We start from the raw sequence: 14,213 nt of genomic DNA on the forward strand, positions 1-14,213 counted from the left end.
GGGCCTAGAATGATACGGCTCACCGGGAGGACTCGATGTCGGAAATCGTCGCTGGAACGCTTTACGTGGTGGCGACGCCCATCGGGAACCTCGGCGACCTCACGCCCCGGGCTCGCGAGGTGCTGGGCGGCGTGACTGCCATCGGTGCGGAAGACACCCGCAACACGGGCGTGCTGCTGGGCCAGTTCGGCATCGGTACCCCGCTGATCGCCGTGCACGACCACAACGAGGGCGACATCGCCGCGAAGCTGGTGGCCCGGCTGCAGGCCGGCGACAGCCTGGCCCTGGTGTCGGACGCCGGTACGCCGTTGGTCAGCGATCCGGGCTACCGGCTGGTGCGCGCGGTGCGCGAGGCGGGCCTGCCCGTGGTGCCGGTGCCTGGCGCCTGCGCGGCCATTGCCGCGCTGAGCGTGGCCGGTATTCCCAGCGACCGCTTCTGTTTCGAGGGCTTCCTGCCGGCGAAAGGCGGTGCACGCCGCGAGCGCTTGGGCGAGCTGCTGTCGGAAACGCGAACGCTGGTGTTCTACGAGAGTTCGCACCGCATCGAGGAGTCGCTGGCCGACCTCGTCGCGGTGTTCGGCGCCGAGCGCGAAGCCACGCTGGGCCGCGAACTCACCAAGCGCTTCGAGACCCTGCTGGGTCCCACGCTCGCTGCGATCCAGCAGGCCGTGGCCAGTGATGCGAACCAGCGCAAGGGCGAGTTCGTGCTGGTGGTGCGCGGCAGCGTCGACCGCGAGGCGGCGCAGCTGGCCGAGGGCAAGCGCCTTTACGCGAAGCTCGCCATCCACCTGAAGCCCTCGCAGGCCGCGAAGTTGGCGGCCGAATTGAGCGGCGCACCGCGCAAGGCGCTGTACGTGGGTGGCGATTCCGACTGATCGGCGGCCTGCGCGCCACGCGCGACAGCGCCCATTCCGTTTCGGGGTGCGTCTGACGCGTACACTGCGCCCTGACGGAGTCGGCCAGGCAGTCGCGTCGGGAGCAATCCCGCCGAGGAAAGTCCGGGCTCCATAGGGCAGAGTGCCAGGTAACGCCTGGGCGGCGCGAGCCGACGGAAAGTGCAACAGAGAATAGACCGCCGAACGGCCCGCAAGGGTGCGTGGTCAGGGTGAAACGGTGGGGTAAGAGCCCACCGCCTGCGGGGCCAACGCCGCAGGGCACGGCAAACCCCACTCGGAGCAAGACCAAATAGGGGTGCATTGGGTTGGCCCGGCCCGCACCCGGGTAGGTTGCTGGAGCGGCATCGCGAGGTGTCGCCGAGAGGAATGGCTGCCGGCACCGGCAACGGTGCTTACAGAACCCGGCTTATCGGCCGGCTCCGTCACCCTCTTCATCGATGGATGCAGGCGTGGATTACGTGTTCGACCCGGCCGCCCTCGCGGCCCTCGCGAAGGCGCGCGCGGCGGAATACGCCGCGGCCGATCCTTATCCCCACGCGGTGTTCGACGGTTTGCTGCGCCTCGAGGCCGCCGAGGCGCTGGCCCACGAATTCCCGCGCCCCGAAGACCCGGTGGGTTGGGACCACTACGGCTACGAGGGTTTCGAGAAGAAGATCGCGACGTCCAAGGAGCAGTTGTTGCCGCCGCTGGTGCGTCGCACGCTGCAGGAGCTCAACACCGCGCCCTTCATCGAATTCCTCGAGGTGCTGACGGGCATCGAGGGGCTGATCCCCGACCCGACGATGCTCGGCGGCGGCATCCACCTGAGCCGTCCCGGCGACCTGCTGGGCATCCATGCCGACTTCAACTGGCATCCGAAGCTCAAGCTGCACCGTCGCATCAACTTGCTCATCTACCTCAATCCCGGCTGGGACACGGCTTGGGGCAGCGACCTCGAGCTGTGGGACACGACGGCCAGCCGCTGCGTGCGCAGCATCGCGCCGCTGATGAACCGCGCGGTCGTGTTCAACACGCGTAGCGACACGTTCCACGGCCATCCGCGGCCTTTGGCTTGCCCTGAAGGCACGTTCCGGCGGTCGATCGCGGCCTACTACTACACGGCCGAGCGCCCCGCGGATGAGATCCGCGATCCGCACAACACGCGCTACAAGGGCCTGCACCTCGACTGAGGCCCCCGCGACGCTCCAGAGCGTCGCGCTGCACTGCGGTTTGCCAATCGCGGCCGTGGCAGCCACCCTTGCCGGCGCACTCGCCGTCAGGACGCTCGCCCATGCCGCTTCGCCCGTTGCCGTCGTCGTTCCCGCGCGCCTTCGCGCTCGCCCTCACGCTGGCACTCGTTGCGCCACTGCACGCGGCCCCGCCATCGCCGGCGGTCGCCAGCGCGGACGCGACGCCTGCGACGATCTCGAACAGCGTGCGCTTCGAAAGCGCGGATCTCTTCGCCATGGAGACCGCCGGCGACGCGCAGATCTCGCCGGACGGTCGCCGCATCGTCTATGTGCGCACGCGCTACGACGTGATGAAGGACCGGCCGGTCGCCAACCTGTGGATCGTCGATGCCGAGGGCGGACGTTCCGCGCATCGCCCGCTGCGCTCCGACGGCGACATCCACCGCTCGCCGCGCTGGTCGCCGGACGGCACGCGCCTCGCCTTCATCTCGAGCAGCGACGGCAAGCCGCAGGTGTTCGTGCGCTGGATGGACAGCGGGCAGACCGCGCGCATCACCGACCTCGTGGAAGCGCCGGGCGACCTCACGTGGTCGCCGGATGGCACGCAGCTCGCCTTCATCGCTTTCGTGGCGTCCAAGCCGGCGACGATGGCCGCGCCGCCGGCCAAGCCCGAGGGCGCGGAGTGGGCCGATCCGGTGACGGTCGTCGACCGCGCGGTGTTCCGCATGGATGGCGAAGGGGTTCTGCGCAGCGGCAGTACGCATGTCTTCATCGTGCCGGCCGAAGGCGGCACGCCGCGCGCCCTGACCTCCGGCGACGCCGACCATGGCGGCCCGCTGGCCTTCTCGTCCGACGGTCGCACGCTCCATGTCTCGGCGAATCGCCGCGCCGACCGCGAGCAGGCGCCGCTGGATTCGGAGATCCACGCCATCGACGTTGCCAGTGGCGCGCTGCGCACGCTGACGCGTCGCGACGGCCCGGACGCGAACCCCGCGGTGTCGCCGGACGGAAAGCGCATCGCCTATCTCGGCTTCGACGATCGCCGCGTCAGTCACCAGCACCATCGGCTCTACGTGATGGATGCGGACGGCGGTAACGTGCGCGATCTCACCGGCGAGCACGATCTCGATTTCGAGCAGCCGACCTGGTCGGCGGACGGCAGGCACCTGTACGTGGCCTTCGACCAGCGCGGCGTGCGCAAGCTGGGACGCATCGCGATGGACGGCTCGCTCGAGGTGATCGCGTCGCCGCTCGGTGCCAGCGATGTCGGCCGCCCGTACACCGGCGGTGGCTTCTCGGTGTCGCGCGACGGCCGCTTCGCCTTCGTGCATGCGTCGACCGCGCGGCCCGGCGACGTGGCCGTCAGCGACGCGCGCGGCCGCGTGCGGACGCTCACTGCCATCAACGAGGATCTCTTCGCGCACAAGACGCTCGGCAAGGTCGAAACCATCACCTGGGCCTCGTCGCATGACGGCAAAGAGATCGAAGGCTGGCTGGTGACGCCGCCCGGCTTCGATCCGTCGAAGCGCTACCCGCTGCTGCTCGAGATCCACGGCGGCCCGCACACGGCCTATGGCCCGGTGTTCAGCGTGGAAGTGCAGCGATTCGCCGCGGCAGGTTACGTGGTGCTCTACGCCAACCCGCGCGGCAGCACGAGCTACGGCGAGGAATTCGCCAACAGCATCCACCTCGCGTATCCGGGCTTCGACTACGACGACCTGATGTCGGGCGTGGACGCGGTGATCGCCCGCGGCTTCATCGACGAGAAGAACCTCTTCGTCACAGGCGGCTCCGGCGGCGGCGTGCTCACCGCGTGGATCGTCGGCAAGACCGACCGCTTCCGTGCGGCGGTCGTCGCCAAGCCGGTGATCAACTGGACCAGCTTCGTGCTGACGGCGGACATGACGCCGTACTTCCACCGCCACTGGTTCAAGGGCTTTCCCTGGGAGTCGCAGGCGGACTACTGGGCGCGCTCGCCGCTCTCGCTGGTGGGCAACGTGAAGACGCCGACGATGCTGCTGACCGGCGAGGCCGACTACCGCACCCCGATGGGCGAGACCGAGCAGTACTTCCAGGCCCTGCGCCTGCGGGGGGTGCCCACCGCCATGGTCCGGGTGCCGGAGGCGTCTCATGGCCTGACGGGACGGCCCAGCCAGTTCATCGCCAAGATCGACAACATCCTGGCGTGGTTCGAGCGCTACCGGCAGCCCGCCGAGGAGTGAATCCAAGTAAAACAACGGCTGTGGATAAATACTTCAAGTAACACTTGAAGTGTGGCGTAAGCGATTGATCCGCCAAGCGAATTTGCCTCCAAAAAGTCATTGACACTCCCCTGACGCGGGCCTACCGTGGGCGCCTGAGGGAATTTCTGGTTTTTTGTGGGAGAAGGTGGGGATCCACCGACGGGCATGTTCCAGGGCGAGACGGCCATCACAATCGACGACAAGGGGCGGCTGGCGATTCCGGTCGCCTTTCGCGATGCCGTCGCGCGTGAATGCGGCAACCGCCTCGTGCTCACCTACAACCCCTTCGACCAGGGCTCGCTCTACCTCTACCCCGAAGCCGGCTGGCAGGCCGTGCGCGACCAGATCGTCGCGCTGTCGCCCTTCGTCCCGGAGCACCGCGTGCTGCAGCGCATGCTGGTCGGTGCGGCCACGCCGCTGGAGCCGGATTCCGCCGGCCGCGTGCTGCTCCCGCCTTCGATGCGGATGACCGCCGGCCTCGAGAAGAAGGCCGTGCTGATGGGCATGGGTGGGCGGTTGGAGCTGTGGAGCGAGCAGGCGCATCTCGCGCTGATGCGGCAGACCATCGGGTCGGCGGGCGTCAGTGCGGCGATGCAGGACTTGCGGCTCTAGTGCCGATGGCCAGCGCGTCCGCCGCACCGCCCTCGCAACACGTGCCGGTGCTCTGGGCGCCGGTGCTGGACGGCCTCGCCGTCAAGCCGGCGGGCACCTACCTCGATGGCACCTTCGGCCGCGGCGGTCATGCGCGCGGCGTGCTGGCGCAGCTCGGTCCGGAAGGCCGCCTGCTGGTGATGGACAAGGACCCGGAGGCGATCCGCGTCGCCAATGCGCTGGCCGCCGACGATGCGCGCGTGCGCGTGCGGCAGGCGAGCTTCGCCACCCTCGGCGAATGGCCGGAGGCGGCCGGTGGCCTCGATGGCGTGCTGTTCGACCTCGGCGTGTCCTCGCCCCAGCTCGACGAGGCCGCGCGCGGCTTCAGCTTCCGCAACGACGGCCCGCTCGACATGCGCATGGACCCGACGCAGGGGATGAGCGCCGCCGAGTTCGTCAACACCGCCGATGAAGCCGAGATCGCCCGCGTGCTGTGGGTGCACGGCGAGGAGCGCCAGAGCCGGCGCATCGCCAAGGCCATCGTCGCGCGTCGCGCGGAGCGCGTGTTCGAGCGCACCGGCGATCTCGCCGACGTCATCGCCAAGCTACTCGGCCGCGGCGACGGCAAGACGCACCCGGCCACGCGCAGCTTCCAGGCCATCCGCATCCACGTGAATGCCGAGCTCGACGACCTCGTCGCCGGGCTCGAGGCCGCGGAGCGGGCCTTGAAGGTGGGCGGGCGCCTCGCGGTCATCAGCTTCCACTCGCTGGAAGACCGCATCGCCAAGCAATTCATCAACGAGCGGGCGAAGGCGCCGCCGTCGAATCGTCGTGCCGTGGTCGAAGTGGCGTTCACGCCGCGCCTGCGCGACGTCTCCGGCGCGATCAAGGCCGACGAGGCCGAGCTCGCCGCGAACCCGCGCGCCCGCAGCGCGGTGCTGCGCGTGGCGGAGAAGCTCGCGGTCCCGGGGGCAGCGGCATGAGCCTGCGCGCCTTCGTGCTGCTCCTGCTGCTCGGCTTGGTCGCCACCAGCGCGATCGCCGTCGTGCTCACGCGCCACCAGCACCGCGAAGCCTTCATCGCGCTCTCGAAGGCCGAGAACGAGCGCGACGAACTCAACATCGAATTCGGCCGGCTGCAGATCGAGCAGGCCACCTGGTCAGAGACCAACCGCGTCGAGCAGATCGCGACGTCGAAGCTCGGCATGAAGTTCCCGGAAGGCGCCGACGTGGTGGTGGTCCAGCCATGAGCCCGCGCGTGAAGCCCAACACCTTCGACCCGCGCGGCCGCCTGCTGTTCCTCGCCGCCGTGCTGGGCGCCTGTGGCTTCGCCATCGCCGCGCGCGCCGCGTGGCTGCAGCTGCTGAGCCCGGAGTTCTACCAGCAGCAGGGCGACGCCCGCTTCGTGCGCGACGTGCCGATCATGGCCTCGCGCGGCAGCATCCTCGACCGCAGCGGCGAGACGCTGGCCGCGTCGTCGCCGGTGGCTTCGGTGTGGGCGAACCCGAAGGAGACGCTGCAGCATTCGGAACGGCTCGGCGACCTCGCGCAGGCCCTCGGCCTGCCGCGCCGCGAGCTCGCGCGCCGCCTCGGCGAGCGCGCCGACCGCGAGTTCGTCTACCTGCGCCGGCACATGAATCCCGATGCCGCCGCGGCCGTCGTCGCGCTGGGCATCCCCGGCGTGCACGAGCAGCGCGAGTTCCGCCGCTTCTACCCGCACGGCGAGGTGCTGGCGCACGTGCTCGGCACGACCAACATCGACGACCGCGGGCAGGAAGGCCTCGAGCTTGCCTTCGACCCGTGGCTCACCGGCAAGCCGGGCAGCAAGCGGGTGATCCGCAACCGGCAAGGACAGGTCATCGACGACGTCGACCTGTTGCGCCCCGCCGAGCCCGGCCGCGACCTCGTGCTGTCGATCGACCGCCGCGTGCAGTACCTCGCCTACCGTGAATTGAAGGCGGCGCTCACCTTGCACGGCGCGCAGAGCGGCTCGGTGGTGGTGCTCGACATCCCGACCGGCGAGGTGATCGCCATGGTCAACCAGCCGAGCTACAACCCGAACGCGCGCGCGCCTGGGCAAGAGGCGGCCCGTCGAAACCGTGCGGTCACCGACCTCGTGGAGCCCGGTTCGGTCATCAAGGCCTTCACCGTTGCCGCGGCGATGGAAAACGGCGCCGATCCGACGCGTCAGATCGACACCAACCCCGGCTTCTTCCCGCTGCGCAACCACACCATTCGCGACGTGCGCAATTTCGGCATGGTCGACATGGCGCGGCTGCTGCAGAAGAGCTCCAACATCGCCTCCACCAAGCTGGCGCTGGAGATGAGCAACGAGCACTTCTACGACGTGCTCAACCGCTTCGGCTTCGCCCAGACCACCAACAGCGGGTTCCCTGGCGAAGCGGGCGGCAGGCTCGAAGCGCCGGGCGGCTGGGGTGAAGTCGAGAAGGCCACGATCTCCTACGGCTACGGCCTCTCGGTGACGCCGCTGCAGGTGGCGCAGGGCTATGCCGCGCTCGGCAAAGGCGGCCGCCTGCTGTCGCCGACCTTCGTGCGCGGCGGCAACGTCGCGCAGGGCAATGGCCGGCAGGTGATCGACCCGCAGATCGCGCGCAGCGTCGTCGGTATGCTCGAAACCGTGGTGGCGCCCGGCGGCACCGCGACGACCGCCGCCGTGGCCGGCTACCGCGTGGCGGGCAAGTCCGGCACCACGCGGCGCTCGGTGGCCGGTGGCTACGAGAAGCGCTACGTCTCGATGTTCGCCGGGATCGTGCCGGTGCGGCAGCCGCGCTTCGCCATGGTGGTCGCGATCCATGACCCGAGCGCCGGCGCCTACTACGGCGGTGCCGTGGCGGCTCCGGTGTTCCACAGCGTGATGGACGGCGCGCTGCGCCTGATGGACGTTCCGCCGGACAACGTGCGCGGCTGGTTCGCGACCGCCCCTGAAGCCGCCGCCACGGAAATCGGCACCGACGGCCTGGTGCCGCTCGATGCGCCGGCCGCGGGAGTGCAGCCGTGACCGCGCCTCGTCTTGCCGAACTGCTTGCCGGGCTCGCCCGGGTCCCGGCCGCGCTCGACCTGCCGGTGTCGCGGCTCGTGGCCGACAGCCGTCGCGCCCGGTCTGGCGATGTCTTCGTCGCCCTTGCCGGTGCGAGCACGCACGGTTTGCGCCATGCGCCCGATGTGCTGGCGAAGGGCGCCGTCGCGATCCTCCATGACGGTGAGGCGCCGGCCGACCTGATGCTGGATGAAGCCGTCGCGGCCCATGCGATCGCCGTGCCGGGCCTCCGCGCTGAGCTGGGCGGACTGGCCGACCGCCTGGCGGGCGAGCCCTCCGCCGCGATTCGCGTGATCGGCGTGACCGGCACCAACGGCAAGACCTCGACCGTTCAGCTCATCGCGCAGGCGCTCGAACGCCTCGGCACGCCCGCCGGCACCATCGGCACGCTGGGCGCCGGCCGCGTCGGCCGCCTCGTCGAAGGCGAGCGCACCACGCCCGACGTGCTCAGCGTCCATGGCCTGCTGGCCCAGCTCCGCGACGACGGCGCGCGCGCCGTGGCCATGGAAGTGAGTTCGCACGCACTGGACCAGGGGCGCGTCGATGGCGTGCGCTTCGAGGTGGCGGTGTTCTCGAACCTCACCCGCGACCACCTCGACTATCACGGCACGATGGATGCCTACGGCGAGGCCAAGGCCAAGCTGTTCGCCTGGCCGACGCTGCAGGGCGCGGTGGTCAACATCGACGATGCCTTCGGCCGTGCGCTGGCCGTGCGCATCCCGGGGTCGATCCGCTGGACGGTCTCGGCGAACGGCGATGCCGCGGCGAGCCTGCGGGCCGAGGGCCTTGCCCTGACGGCCGATGGGCTTCGCTTCGACCTCGTCGAAGGCGGCGCGCGCGCCACGATCACCTCGCCGCTGTTGGGGAGGTTCAACGCCGACAACCTGCTGGCGGTGGCCGGCGCGCTGCGCGCCCTCGGCGTCACGTTCGACGCCGTCGCGGCGGTGCTGCCGACGCTCGAGCCCGTGCACGGGCGCATGACCCGGCTCGGCGGCGGCACGAAGCCGCTGGTGGTCGTCGACTACGCCCACACGCCGGACGCGCTTCAGCAGGCGCTGCTCTCGCTGCGCGGCCACGTGCACGGCGCGCTCGCCTGCGTGTTCGGCTGCGGCGGCGAGCGCGATCGCGGCAAGCGGCCGCAGATGGCGGCGATCGCCGAGGCCCACGCCGACCGCGTCACCGTCACCGACGACAATCCGCGGGGAGAGGACGGCAACGCCATCGTCGCCGACATCCTCGTTGGCTTCCGTGATCCGGCACGCCACACGGTGGTGCGCGACCGTCGCGCGGCGATCCGCGCCGCGGTCGGCGCCGCTGGCCCGGGCGACGTGGTGCTGCTGGCCGGCAAGGGCCACGAGCCCTACCAGGAGATCGCCGGCGTGAAGCACGCCTTCGACGACGTGGCCGAAGCCCGCGCCGCGCTGGAGGCCTGCGCATGAGGCCGATCGCGCTCTCCGACGTCGCACGCTGGACCGAAGGCCGGCTGATCGGCGACGACACGACCGTCGCGGCCATCTCCACGGACACCCGCGCCATCGCGCCGGGCGCGCTGTTCGTCGCGCTGCGCGGCGAGCGTTTCGACGCCCATGATTTCGTCGCCCAGGCCGAAGCCGCCGGCGCTGCCGCGGTGATGGTGAGCCGCCCGGTCGAGACCGCACTGCCGCAAGTGCACGTGGCTGATACCGAAGAGGCGCTGGGCGAACTCGCCGCCGGTCTGCAGCAGGGCCGCCCGGCCGTGGTGCTGGCGCTCACCGGCAGCAACGGCAAGACCTCGGTGAAGACGCTGCTGCACGGCATCCTCGCCCGGGCCGGCCGCGCCCACGTGAACCCGGGCAACCTCAACAACGAGATCGGACTGCCGCTCGCCGTGATCGGTGCGCCGGAAGACGCGCAGTTCGCGGTCTACGAAATGGGCGCGGGCAAGCCGGGCGACATCGCCTACCTGTGCAGCATCGTCGCGCCGAACGTGGCGCTGGTGAACAACATCGCCGCCGCGCACATCGAGCGCCTCGGCAGCCTGCACGGCATCGCCGAGGCCAAGGGCGCGATCTACGAAGCGCTACCGGATGACGGCATCGCCGTGGTCAACGCCGACGACGCCTTCGCGCCCTACTTCATGCAGCGCATCGGCCACCGTCGCGTGCTGCGCTATGGCATGGAAAACGATGCCGACGTGCGGGCTCGCGAGGTCCGTCTCGACGCCGCCGGCAGCCGCTTCGTCCTCGTCACTCCGGCCGGCCGGGCCGACATCCACCTGCCCTTGCCGGGCCGCCACGCCGTGGCGAACGCCTTGGCCGCCGCGGCGATGGCGCTGGCCGCCGGCGCCGGCTTCGAGGCGATCGTCGCCGGCCTGCAGGGCGCCGAGCCGGTCAAGGGCCGCCAGGTCGCGCACGCACTGGCGAACGGCAACGTGCTCGTGGACGACAGCTACAACGCGAACCCGGGCTCGCTCGCCGCGGCCATCGCCACGCTGGCCGGAACGGCCGAGGCCTGGCTCGTGCTCGGCGACATGCGTGAGCTCGGCCCGGGCGGCCCGGCCCTGCATGCCGAAGCGGGGCGGCAGGCGCGCGCCGCCGGCCTGAAGCAGGTCTGGACGATCGGCGCGCTCGCCGCCGAGACCAGTCGCGCGTTCGGCGAGGGCGGCCGGCATTTCGATTCGCGCGAGTCGCTCGTGCAGGCGCTGCGCGAGGCGCTCGCCGGTGCCGCGGGCGTGCGTTGCCTGGTGAAGGGTTCGCGCGGAAGCGCGATGGACGTGGTGGTGGCCGGGGTTCTGGCCAAGGAGGGCGCCAATGCTGCTTGAGTTGCTCCGTTGGCTGTTCCCCGGGTTCGGCCTGTTCGAGTTCATCACCATGCGCGCGATCGTCGGCGCAGGCACCGCGCTGGCCCTGTCGCTGTGGATGGGGCCGTTCGTGATTGAACGCCTGCGCGCGCTCAAGAGCGGCGGCCAGCCCATCCGCACCGACGGCCCGCAGAGCCACTTCAGCAAGGCCGGCACGCCGACGATGGGCGGTGCGCTGATCCTGCTGGCCGTGACGCTGTCCACCCTGCTGTGGTCGGATCTGTCGAACCGCTACGTGTGGATTGCGTTGGCGGTGATGCTGTCGTTCGCGCTGATCGGCTGGCTGGACGACTGGATCAAGATCGTCCGCCGCGACCCGAACGGCCTGAAGTCGCGCCACAAGTACGCGCTGCAGTCGGTGTTCGGCCTGATCGCCGCGGTGGTGCTGTTCGCGACGGCCGACCATCCCTCGAACACCACGCTCTACCTGCCGCTGCTGAAGAACTTCGCGCTGCCGCTGGGGCTGATGTTCATCGTCGTCGCCTACTTCTGGATCGTCGGCTTCTCGAATGCCGTCAACCTCACCGACGGCCTCGACGGCCTGGCGATCATGCCGGTGGTGCTGACGGCCGGCGTGCTCGCCGTGTTCGCCTACGCCTCGGGCAACGCCGTGTTCGCCGAATACCTCGGCATGCCGCGCATCCCCGGCGCCGGAGAGCTGGCCATCCTGTGCGCGGCCATCGGCGGCGCGGGCCTCGGCTTCCTGTGGTTCAACACCTATCCGGCGATGGTGTTCATGGGTGACGTCGGAGCGCTCGCCCTCGGCGCCACGCTGGGCTGCATCGCCATCATCGTCCGGCAGGAGATCGTGCTGGTGATCGTCGGCGGCATCTTCGTCATCGAGACCCTCTCGGTGATGGCGCAGGTCGCCTCGTTCAAGCTCACCGGGAGGCGCATCTTCCGCATGGCGCCGATCCACCACCACTTCGAGCTCAAGGGCTGGCCGGAGCCGCGCGTGATCGTGCGCTTCTGGATCATCTCGGTGATGCTCGCCCTCGTCGCGCTGGCGACGTTGAAGGTGCGCTGATGACGCTGGCCAAGCCCATCGACGTCCCGACCCAGGCCACGCGCCTCGACGCCATCGAGGGCCGCTACGACCGCTGGCTGCTCGGCGCCGTCCTTTCGCTGGTCGTGTTCGGCATCGTCATGGTGACCTCGGCCTCGCTCGGCCTCGCCGATGTCATGGGGGTGGGCGAGTTCTACTTCGTGCAGCGCCATCTGTTCGCCCTTGCCCTCGGCGGGATGCTGGCCTGGGTGGCGATGAACCTCGAGCTGAAGACCGTGGAGCGCTACCAGGGCCTGGCCTTGCTGGCCTGTTTCGCCGCGCTGCTGCTGGTGTTCATCCCCGGCTTCGGCGTGCGCGTGAACGGCGCGCGCCGCTGGCTGAACTTCGTCGTGTTGAATTTCCAGGCCGTCGAGGCCGTGAAGCTGCTGCTGATCATCTGGACCGCCAGCTACCTGGCCCGCCGCAAGGACGAGATCGCGGCGCACTGGCCCAGCCTGATCAAGCCGCTCGGCATCGTCGGCCTGCTGGTGTTGCTGCTGCTGGCGCAGCCGGACTTCGGCTCGTCGGCGCTGCTGCTCGCCATCGTCGGCGGCATGATCTTCCTCGGCGGTGCCCCGCTCGGCAAGCTGATGCTGCTGGGCGCGCCTGTGGTGGTCCTGTTCGTCGGCATCGCCGTGCTCGAGCCCTACCGCCTGGCGCGCATCACCAGCTTCCGCGAGCCCTTCGAGGATCCGTTCGGTGGTGGCTACCAGCTGGTGCAAGCACTCATCGCCATCGGTCGCGGCGGCTTCGATGGCGTCGGCCTCGGCGCGTCGGTGCAGAAGCTGCAGGCCTTCCCCGAGGTGCACACCGACTTCATCTTCTCGGTGCTGGCGGAAGAGCTCGGCTTCCTCGGCGTCTGCGCGGTGCTGGCGTTGTACGCCGTGCTGCTGTGGCGCGCATTTTCGGTGGGCCTGCGCTGCATGGCGCTGCGCCGCCAGTTCGCCGGCCTCGTCGCGTTCGGCATCGGCTTGTCGATCGGCATCCAGGCGACCGTCTCGATCGGCGTGAACCTCGGCCTCCTGCCGACGAAGGGCCTGACGCTGCCGCTCATCAGCTCCGGCGGCTCGAGCGTGATGATGACCTGCGCGATGCTCGGCGTGCTGCTGCGTGTCAGCTACGAGCTCGATCGCTCGGAGCGGCAGGTGCAGCGCGCGCGCGGCGAATTGCGCGGCATCGACGAGCCCGGCGACACCGTGCTGCCGGCCGCGCTGGTCGCGGCGCAGGCCGTGGCGGCGCGCGCGAAGCCCGCGCCGATGGCTGCCGCTCGCGGCACCGCGCGCATCGAGCCCGTGATCGGGGGGCCGCGATGAGCGCGCCGCGCTTCACCGTCATGGCCGGTGGCACCGGCGGCCACATCTTCCCGGCCTTGGCCGTGGCCCGCGTGTTGCGTGAGCGTGGCGCCGACGTGCGCTGGATGGGTTCGGCAGGCGGCATGGAAGAGCGCCTCGTGCCGCAGGGCGGTTTCGCGATCGACGCCATCCGTATCGGTGCGCTGCGCGGCAAGGGCCCGCTCGCCGCGCTCGCCGCACCGCTGAACGTCACTCGCGCGGTGCTACAGGCGCGCGCCCTGCTGAAGTCGCAACAGCCGCAGGCGGTGCTGGCGTTCGGTGGTTTCGCCAGCGGCCCCGGCGGTCTGGCGGCCCGCACGCTCGGCCTGCCCTTGATCGTGCACGAGCAGAACCGCGCCCCGGGCCTGACCAATCGCGTGCTGGCCCGTTTCGCCCGCAAGGTGCTCACCGGCTTCCCGGGCGCCTTCCCGCCGCCGGCCGAGGCAGTGGGCAACCCGGTGCGCGAAGCCATCGCCGCGCTGCCCGATCCGGTGCGTCGTTTGCAGGGCCGCACCGGGCCGATTCGCGTGCTGGTGCTCGGCGGCAGCCAAGGCGCGCGCGGCCTGAACCTCGCGGTGCCGAAGGCCTTGGCGGGCTGGATGAACCTCGAGATCCGCCACCAGTGCGGCGAGAAGCTGGTCGACGAAGCGCGCGCGGCCTACGCCGTGTCGAAGCTGCAGGCGCGCATCGAGCCCTTCATCACCGACATGGCGGACGCCTACGGCTGGGCCGATCTCGTGATCAGCCGCGCCGGGGCCTCGACGCTGGCTGAACTCTGCGCCGCCGGCGTGGCCAGCGTGCTGGTGCCGTTCCCCGGTGCCGTCGACGACCACCAGGCGCGCAACGCCGAGTACCTGTCCGAAGGCGGCGCGGCGCTGTGGTTGCGCCAGACCGACACGCTCGCGGCGGATCTCGCCGACCTCCTGAAACCCCTGCTCGGCGACCGCCGCCGCCTGCTCGACATGGCCCGCGCCGCGCGCGAACTGGCCCTGCCGGGCGCGGCCGAGCGCGTTGCCGACATCGCCTACGAGGAAGCCCACGC

The 14,213-nt window shown here is 70.5% G+C and carries 11 protein-coding genes, 1 other RNA gene and 1 pseudogene; all 13 read left to right on the forward strand.

The genetic code is table 11. From position 1 onward, the window contains the following. Positions 1-35: 35 nt before the first annotated feature. Complete coding sequence (gene rsmI, locus ACIQ6S_RS07350) at positions 36-875, forward strand: 16S rRNA (cytidine(1402)-2'-O)-methyltransferase (RefSeq protein WP_397607791.1); 840 nt, start codon at positions 36-38, stop codon at positions 873-875. A 76-nt stretch (positions 876-951) separates the two neighbouring features. After that, positions 952-1,321: RNase P RNA component class A (gene rnpB / locus ACIQ6S_RS07355), an RNA gene on the forward strand. Between the two features lie 24 nt (positions 1,322-1,345). Further along, positions 1,346-2,065 carry a 2OG-Fe(II) oxygenase gene (locus tag ACIQ6S_RS07360; RefSeq protein ID WP_397607792.1) on the forward strand — a complete coding sequence of 240 codons (720 nt, stop codon included), beginning with the start codon at positions 1,346-1,348 and terminating at the stop codon, positions 2,063-2,065. Between the two features lie 101 nt (positions 2,066-2,166). Beyond that, on the forward strand, positions 2,167-4,287 hold the full coding sequence (locus ACIQ6S_RS07365) for an LpqB family beta-propeller domain-containing protein (RefSeq protein WP_397607793.1): 2,121 nt from the start codon (positions 2,167-2,169) through the stop codon (positions 4,285-4,287). A gap of 186 nt (positions 4,288-4,473) precedes the next feature. Beyond that, positions 4,474-4,920, forward strand: coding sequence for a division/cell wall cluster transcriptional repressor MraZ (gene mraZ, locus ACIQ6S_RS07370; protein WP_397607794.1), 447 nt, complete (start codon positions 4,474-4,476; stop codon positions 4,918-4,920). Positions 4,921-4,925: 5 nt separating this feature from the next. Further along, positions 4,926-5,882 (forward strand): 16S rRNA (cytosine(1402)-N(4))-methyltransferase RsmH, encoded by a 957-nt coding sequence (gene rsmH / locus ACIQ6S_RS07375; RefSeq protein ID WP_397607795.1) that lies wholly within the window; start codon positions 4,926-4,928, stop codon positions 5,880-5,882. Between the two features lie 2 nt (positions 5,883-5,884). Continuing rightward, the gene (ftsL, locus tag ACIQ6S_RS07380; RefSeq protein WP_297865879.1) at positions 5,885-6,148 is read left to right on the forward strand and encodes a cell division protein FtsL; all 264 of its coding nucleotides are present in this window, start codon (positions 5,885-5,887) and stop codon (positions 6,146-6,148) included. Continuing rightward, entirely contained in the window at positions 6,145-7,917 is a 1,773-nt protein-coding gene (locus ACIQ6S_RS07385; protein ID WP_397607796.1) for a peptidoglycan D,D-transpeptidase FtsI family protein, read from the forward strand. Before ftsL ends, ACIQ6S_RS07385 begins: the two co-directional genes overlap by 4 nt. Further along, on the forward strand, positions 7,914-9,395 hold the full coding sequence (locus tag ACIQ6S_RS07390; protein ID WP_397607797.1) for a UDP-N-acetylmuramoyl-L-alanyl-D-glutamate--2,6-diaminopimelate ligase: 1,482 nt from the start codon (positions 7,914-7,916) through the stop codon (positions 9,393-9,395). Before ACIQ6S_RS07385 ends, ACIQ6S_RS07390 begins: the two co-directional genes overlap by 4 nt. After that, positions 9,392-10,756 carry a UDP-N-acetylmuramoyl-tripeptide--D-alanyl-D-alanine ligase gene (murF, locus tag ACIQ6S_RS07395; RefSeq protein ID WP_397607798.1) on the forward strand — a complete coding sequence of 455 codons (1,365 nt, stop codon included), beginning with the start codon at positions 9,392-9,394 and terminating at the stop codon, positions 10,754-10,756. Before ACIQ6S_RS07390 ends, murF begins: the two co-directional genes overlap by 4 nt. After that, on the forward strand, positions 10,746-11,822 hold the full coding sequence (mraY, locus tag ACIQ6S_RS07400; RefSeq protein WP_397572098.1) for a phospho-N-acetylmuramoyl-pentapeptide-transferase: 1,077 nt from the start codon (positions 10,746-10,748) through the stop codon (positions 11,820-11,822). Before murF ends, mraY begins: the two co-directional genes overlap by 11 nt. Continuing rightward, positions 11,822-13,153 carry a putative lipid II flippase FtsW gene (ftsW, locus tag ACIQ6S_RS07405; RefSeq protein ID WP_397607799.1) on the forward strand — a complete coding sequence of 444 codons (1,332 nt, stop codon included), beginning with the start codon at positions 11,822-11,824 and terminating at the stop codon, positions 13,151-13,153. Before mraY ends, ftsW begins: the two co-directional genes overlap by 1 nt. Then, positions 13,150-14,208: pseudogene (murG, locus tag ACIQ6S_RS07410) on the forward strand (undecaprenyldiphospho-muramoylpentapeptide beta-N-acetylglucosaminyltransferase); the annotation flags it as partial. The gene ftsW and the pseudogene murG, both read left to right, overlap by 4 nt. Positions 14,209-14,213: the final 5 nt, after the last annotated feature.

Origin of the sequence: Silanimonas sp. (assembly GCF_044377035.1) — a bacterium.
GTDB lineage: Bacteria > Pseudomonadota > Gammaproteobacteria > Xanthomonadales > Xanthomonadaceae > Silanimonas.

Coding starts and splice junctions, on each gene's coding strand:
- murF (WP_397607798.1), top strand. CDS start 9,392: ATGAGGCCGATCGCGCTCTCCGACGTCGCACGCTGGACCGAAGGCCGG.
- rsmI (WP_397607791.1), top strand. CDS start 36: ATGTCGGAAATCGTCGCTGGAACGCTTTACGTGGTGGCGACGCCCATC.
- ACIQ6S_RS07365 (WP_397607793.1), top strand. CDS start 2,167: ATGCCGCTTCGCCCGTTGCCGTCGTCGTTCCCGCGCGCCTTCGCGCTC.
- ftsW (WP_397607799.1), top strand. CDS start 11,822: ATGACGCTGGCCAAGCCCATCGACGTCCCGACCCAGGCCACGCGCCTC.
- ACIQ6S_RS07385 (WP_397607796.1), top strand. CDS start 6,145: ATGAGCCCGCGCGTGAAGCCCAACACCTTCGACCCGCGCGGCCGCCTG.
- mraZ (WP_397607794.1), top strand. CDS start 4,474: ATGTTCCAGGGCGAGACGGCCATCACAATCGACGACAAGGGGCGGCTG.
- mraY (WP_397572098.1), top strand. CDS start 10,746: ATGCTGCTTGAGTTGCTCCGTTGGCTGTTCCCCGGGTTCGGCCTGTTC.
- rsmH (WP_397607795.1), top strand. CDS start 4,926: ATGGCCAGCGCGTCCGCCGCACCGCCCTCGCAACACGTGCCGGTGCTC.